Source organism: Micromonospora sp. NPDC051296, from assembly GCF_040682255.1.
GTDB lineage: Bacteria > Actinomycetota > Actinomycetes > Mycobacteriales > Micromonosporaceae > Micromonospora > Micromonospora craterilacus.
In genome coordinates, this window is sequence record NZ_JBFBAO010000476.1 from 1 (window position 1) to 4,456 (window position 4,456).

The 4,456-nt window shown below is 73.2% G+C and carries 4 protein-coding genes; 3 read left to right on the forward strand and 1 reads right to left on the reverse strand.

The features are described 5' to 3' along the window. The first annotated feature begins 347 nt into the window (after positions 1-347). Entirely contained in the window at positions 348-1,196 is an 849-nt protein-coding gene (locus AB0M52_RS31150; RefSeq protein WP_363961119.1) for an NAD-dependent epimerase/dehydratase family protein, read from the forward strand. 149 nt (positions 1,197-1,345) lie between these two features. On the opposite strand, the gene AB0M52_RS31155 is transcribed toward AB0M52_RS31150, so the two are convergent. Continuing rightward, complete coding sequence (locus AB0M52_RS31155; protein WP_363961121.1) at positions 1,346-2,350, reverse strand: acyl-CoA dehydrogenase family protein; 1,005 nt, start codon at positions 2,348-2,350, stop codon at positions 1,346-1,348. A gap of 167 nt (positions 2,351-2,517) precedes the next feature. On the opposite strand from AB0M52_RS31155, the gene AB0M52_RS31160 reads away from it, so the two are divergent. Together AB0M52_RS31160 and AB0M52_RS31165 are read left to right on the forward strand one after the other, a co-directional pair. Continuing rightward, positions 2,518-3,345 carry a methyltransferase domain-containing protein gene (locus AB0M52_RS31160; protein ID WP_363961123.1) on the forward strand — a complete coding sequence of 276 codons (828 nt, stop codon included), beginning with the start codon at positions 2,518-2,520 and terminating at the stop codon, positions 3,343-3,345. A 53-nt stretch (positions 3,346-3,398) separates the two neighbouring features. Further along, positions 3,399-4,456, forward strand: a 1,058-nt coding sequence (locus tag AB0M52_RS31165) for an MBL fold metallo-hydrolase (RefSeq protein ID WP_363961125.1), incomplete at its 3' end; no start/stop codon positions are given.

Consider the following 4,456-nt stretch of genomic DNA (forward strand, 5'->3'; position numbering starts at 1 on the left):
GCTCATCCGCCAGCGGCTACCCACCAGGAGTCTGCCTCACCCACCGGCCAACTCCCACAACTCATTAGGCCGGGTGCATACCCGCGCCACGCCCCCACCGACGACCAGCGGCGACGCCACCACACCAGCACCAGCGCCGAGCGCCGAGCGCCGAGCGCCGAGCGCCGAGAAACGATTCGGCCCCACCCCCCGACTCCATCAGACGACCCGACGGATCCCCAACACGCACGGATCACCCGATCAACGTCCAAAGACGAGGCACTAGGCCAGGGATGAAGGTCATGCCGTTTGGCCCTGTCCACCCGGGCCACGAGGACGCACGCTGGCCGGGAAGGGAAGTGGATCCCGTGAAGATCGATGGTTGGTTGACCGGTCCGGTGGCGGTAGTGGGCGCGGACGGCCAGGTCGGTTCCGCGTTGCGGGGCCGGTTGGCCGAACTGCCCAACGAGGTGCGCCCGCTGCGCCGCGGTGACGACCTGCGGGCCGCGTTCCGCGGCGCCGACGTGGTGGTGCATCTGGCCGGGACGTTGGCACCGGGCCGGGGAAACAGCTATCGGGCCGCCAACCGCGACACGGTCGCGGCGACCTGCGCCGCGTTGCGAGACTGCGCCGCGCGGCGGGTGGTTTTTCTGTCCTATCTGGATGCATCCGTCGCGTCGGCTAACCCGTACCTGCGATTCAAGGCCGAGGCCGAGCAACTCCTGCACGACTGCGGCACGCCGGCGGTCATCTTCCGGTGCGCCCACATCTACGGGCCGCCAGACCAGCCCGGGCCGACCGCCTCGGCGTTGCTGGCCCGGCACGGACGCGTATCGGTGCCAGGACCAGGAAGCCAACGCTACGCCTGGATCGCACGCGAGGACGTGGTGGAGGCGCTGGCCCGGGCGGCGCTCGACCCGGCCACGCCCACCGGCACGTTCGAGCTGGCCGGACCGCAGGCATACACCGTGGACGAGTTCGTCGACCACATCAATCCCGGCCCTGTCCACGTCCGGCACCTGCCCGGCTGGGCTGCACGCCTCGCCGGCCGGCTGGTACCAGGAGTCACCACGCCTCTCATCGACGTCCTGCTACGCGACTGCCTCTCCGTCGAGGACCCGCAAAAGACCGCGGCCAGGTTCGGGTTCACCCTGCACACCCTGCCCGAGGCCTGGCCCGACCACGGCCACGTTACGAAGAGACCTGCTCAGCGGTGACCGCGTCGCTATCAACGGTCCGCCGATGCCGCCCGCCCCGGCGACAACACCCGAATCATCCATACGGGAAGGCCAGACAGCCAAAGCGGGCCGAACGACCGAGGAACCCGCGGCTGGGGACGATCCCGAAGGTAACGGACGCGGGTCGGTCAGGCGTGGTGCAGGCGGTCGAGGAGGTCGGCGCGGATGGCCGGGCGGCTACCGAAGACGAGCAGGAACATCGCCTCGCGCATGAGCCGCTCGGTGGGCCGGTGGCGCAGCACCGCCGCGCTGCCGGTGGTGACGGCGAGCAGCCCGGCCGCGCGCAGCGCGAGGGCCGCCGCGGCGGCCCGCCCTGCGGGCAGCTGCTCCGGGCCGGCGGCGTCGAAGGTGGACCGGCAGTCACCGATCGCCGCGTCCAGTGGGCTGGGCCCGATGAGCCGGGCGCAGCGGGTGGCCACGCCCAGCGGCAGCGAGCCGTTGAACCGCAGCGTCGCCGGGTCGCGTTGCAGGTAGACCTCGTGCGGGACGGTGCCGGTGACCCGTTGCTCGGGCACGAAGTGCCCGGTGAAGGTGATCTCCACGGTGCGGCTTGCGGCGACCGCGACCATGTCGACCGGCGTGACGCGCAGGGTGTCGCTCTCCCTGGCGTCCAGCAGGGACCAGACGAGGGTGTCCGAGGCGTCCCGGGCGGCGGTGAACAGGGTGTCGACCAGGCCCCAGCCGGTCACCCAGGGCGCGACGCCGTGCAGCAGCCACCCGCCGTCGACCGGCTCGGCGCGTACCGCCGGCGGGCCGGGCCGGGTCGCCGCGATGATGGCCAGGCCGGCCCGCCGCTCGCCCCGGCACAGCGGCTCCAGCCACTCCTCGGTGATGCCCGGGCGCTGGCTGTGCGTCGCCGCCATCACCGCGCTGTGGTGCTGGGTCCAGACGAAGGCGGTGGTCAGGCAGCCGCTGGCGACGATCTCCAGGACCCGGGCGGCGGTGGCGGTGTCTTCGGCGGACATCTCGCTGAACTGCGGCGGGCCGGCGACGCCGTAGAAGCCTTCCGCGGCGAGCAGGTCGAGGTGGCTGGTCGGGACGGCGTCGGAGGCGTCGACCGTCTCCGCCGCCGGGAACAGCACCTCCTCGGCGATGCGTTCCGCGCGGTCCAGCACCTTGGCAGAGTTGCTCATCGGTCGGTCCACCGTCCGTTCCGTGGTCAGTCGGTGTGGGGTTCTGCCGGGCCAGCCTAACGAACACGCCACCGACAGCCTAGAAGCTACACCCGAACGGTGTTGTGTTTGTTGGTTCGCCACTATGCTGTGACGCGTCATCACGGCGTGGGCGGGAGGTCCGGACGGTGAGTGAAGACCCGGCGGCGCGGGCCCAGGCGGTCGGCACGTTCTACGACCTGATGGGCACCTTCCTCGACGCCGTCTACGGCGACAACCTGCACTACGGATACTGGGCCGACGAGCACGACGACACCCCGATGCCGCAGGCGCAGGAGCGGCTCAACGACGAACTCGCCAGCCGGCTCGCGGCCGGTCCCGGCGACCACGTGCTCGACATCGGCTGCGGCACGGGTGGGCCCACCCGCCGGGTCGCCCGGGTAACCGGCGCCGCGGTCACCGGCGTGTCGCTCAGCGGCTGGCAGGTCGAGCGGGCCGGCGAGCTCGCAGCCAAGGAGGGCCTGGCCGACCGGGTGCGCTTCGCCCGGGCCGACGCCACCGCCCTGCCGTACCCCGACGGGCACTTCGACGCGGCGATGGCCCTGGAGGTGCTGGTGCACGTACCGGACAAGGCCGCCGCGCTGGCCGAGGCGTACCGGGTGCTGCGCCCCGGCGGCCGGCTGGTCCTCGCCGAGCTGACCCTGGCCCGTCCGATGGGCGACGAGCAGGAGCGAATCTGGTCGGCGATGCCGATGTCGACGCCGCCGACCGCGCACGCGTACGCCGAGCTGGTGCGCGCGGCCGGCTTCGAGGTCGACGAACTCTTCGACGCCGGCGCCCACGTCCGCCGCTCGCACCAGGCCACCCGGGAGGCGGTGGCGCGGGAACGCGAGCGGCTGTCCGGCACGTACGGGCCCCGGGTGCTGCGCCAGGTCGGCAACGCCGTGCTGGATCTGCAGGCGGTCGCCGAGTCCTGCCTGGGCTACCTGCTGCTCACCGCGCGCCGGCCCGGCTGAGGCCGCCGCGTCCGGTGCGGCCCGGGCCCACCCGAGCACCCGAGGAGGAATCCGTGTACCGACCCCGCACCGTCCACCGCATCCTCGCCCGGTTCTCCGGTACGCCCGCCGGACGGGCCTGGCCGCGCAGCTTCGCCGATCGGCTCACCCATCCGGTGCCCGGGTCGGCGGCGGTGCTGCGGTTGATGCGCGAGCGGGGCAACCGGCCGACCGGTCCGATCGCCGGCCGGGTGCCGGTGGTCGAGCAGGCGGTGCCCCCGGTCCTCCCCGGGCAGGCCGCGGTGACCTGGGTCGGGCACGCGACCTGTCTGGTACAGCTCGGTGGTCGGGTGGTGCTGACCGACCCGGTCTTCGCCGACCGGATCCCGGGCACCCCGCGCCGGTACACCCCACCCGGCGTGGCCTGGGCGGCGTTGCCGCCGATCGACGCCGTGGTGATCAGCCACAACCACTTCGACCATCTTGACGAGCCGACCGTGCGCCGGCTGCCGCGGGACACCCCGGTGCTGGTGCCGGCCGGGCTGGCCTGGTGGTTCCAGGCCCGGGGCTTCCGCCGGGTGATCGAGCTGGACTGGTGGGAGTCGGCGACCGTGGCCGGCGTACGGTTCGACTTCACCCCGGCGCACCACTGGAGCCGGCGGGGCCTCTTCGACACCTGCCAGAGCCTGTGGGGCGGTTGGCTGATGACCGCCACCGGTACCCCCGCCCACCGGGTGTTCTTCGCCGGGGACTCGGCCTACGGCCCGGCGTTCGCCGAGATCGGCGCCCGGTTCCCGGGCATCGACGTCGCGTTGTTGCCGGTGGGCGCGTTCCGCCCGCGCTGGTTCATGAAACCGCTGCACATGGACCCGGCCGAGGCGGTCCGTGCCTGTGGCGACCTGGGCGCGGATCGGATGGTGACCATCCACTGGGGTGCCTTCGCGCTCTCCGCCGAGCCGGTGCTGGCCCCGGTGGAGCTGGCCCGCAAGGCGTGGGCGGAGGCGGGACGGCCGGCCGGCATGCTCTGGGATCTCGCCGTCAGCGGGGTGCCGTTACGGCGGGCGAAGGCAGCAGCCGGCACCGGGGCCGGCGGTTCGGGCTCGACCGGGACCAGGGCGACCGGTTCCGGGCC

What these genes read in the sequence shown, in the direction of transcription:
- AB0M52_RS31155 (WP_363961121.1), bottom strand. Translation starts at nt 2,350, where the DNA reads ATGAGCAACTCTGCCAAGGTGCTGGACCGCGCGGAACGCATCGCCGAG.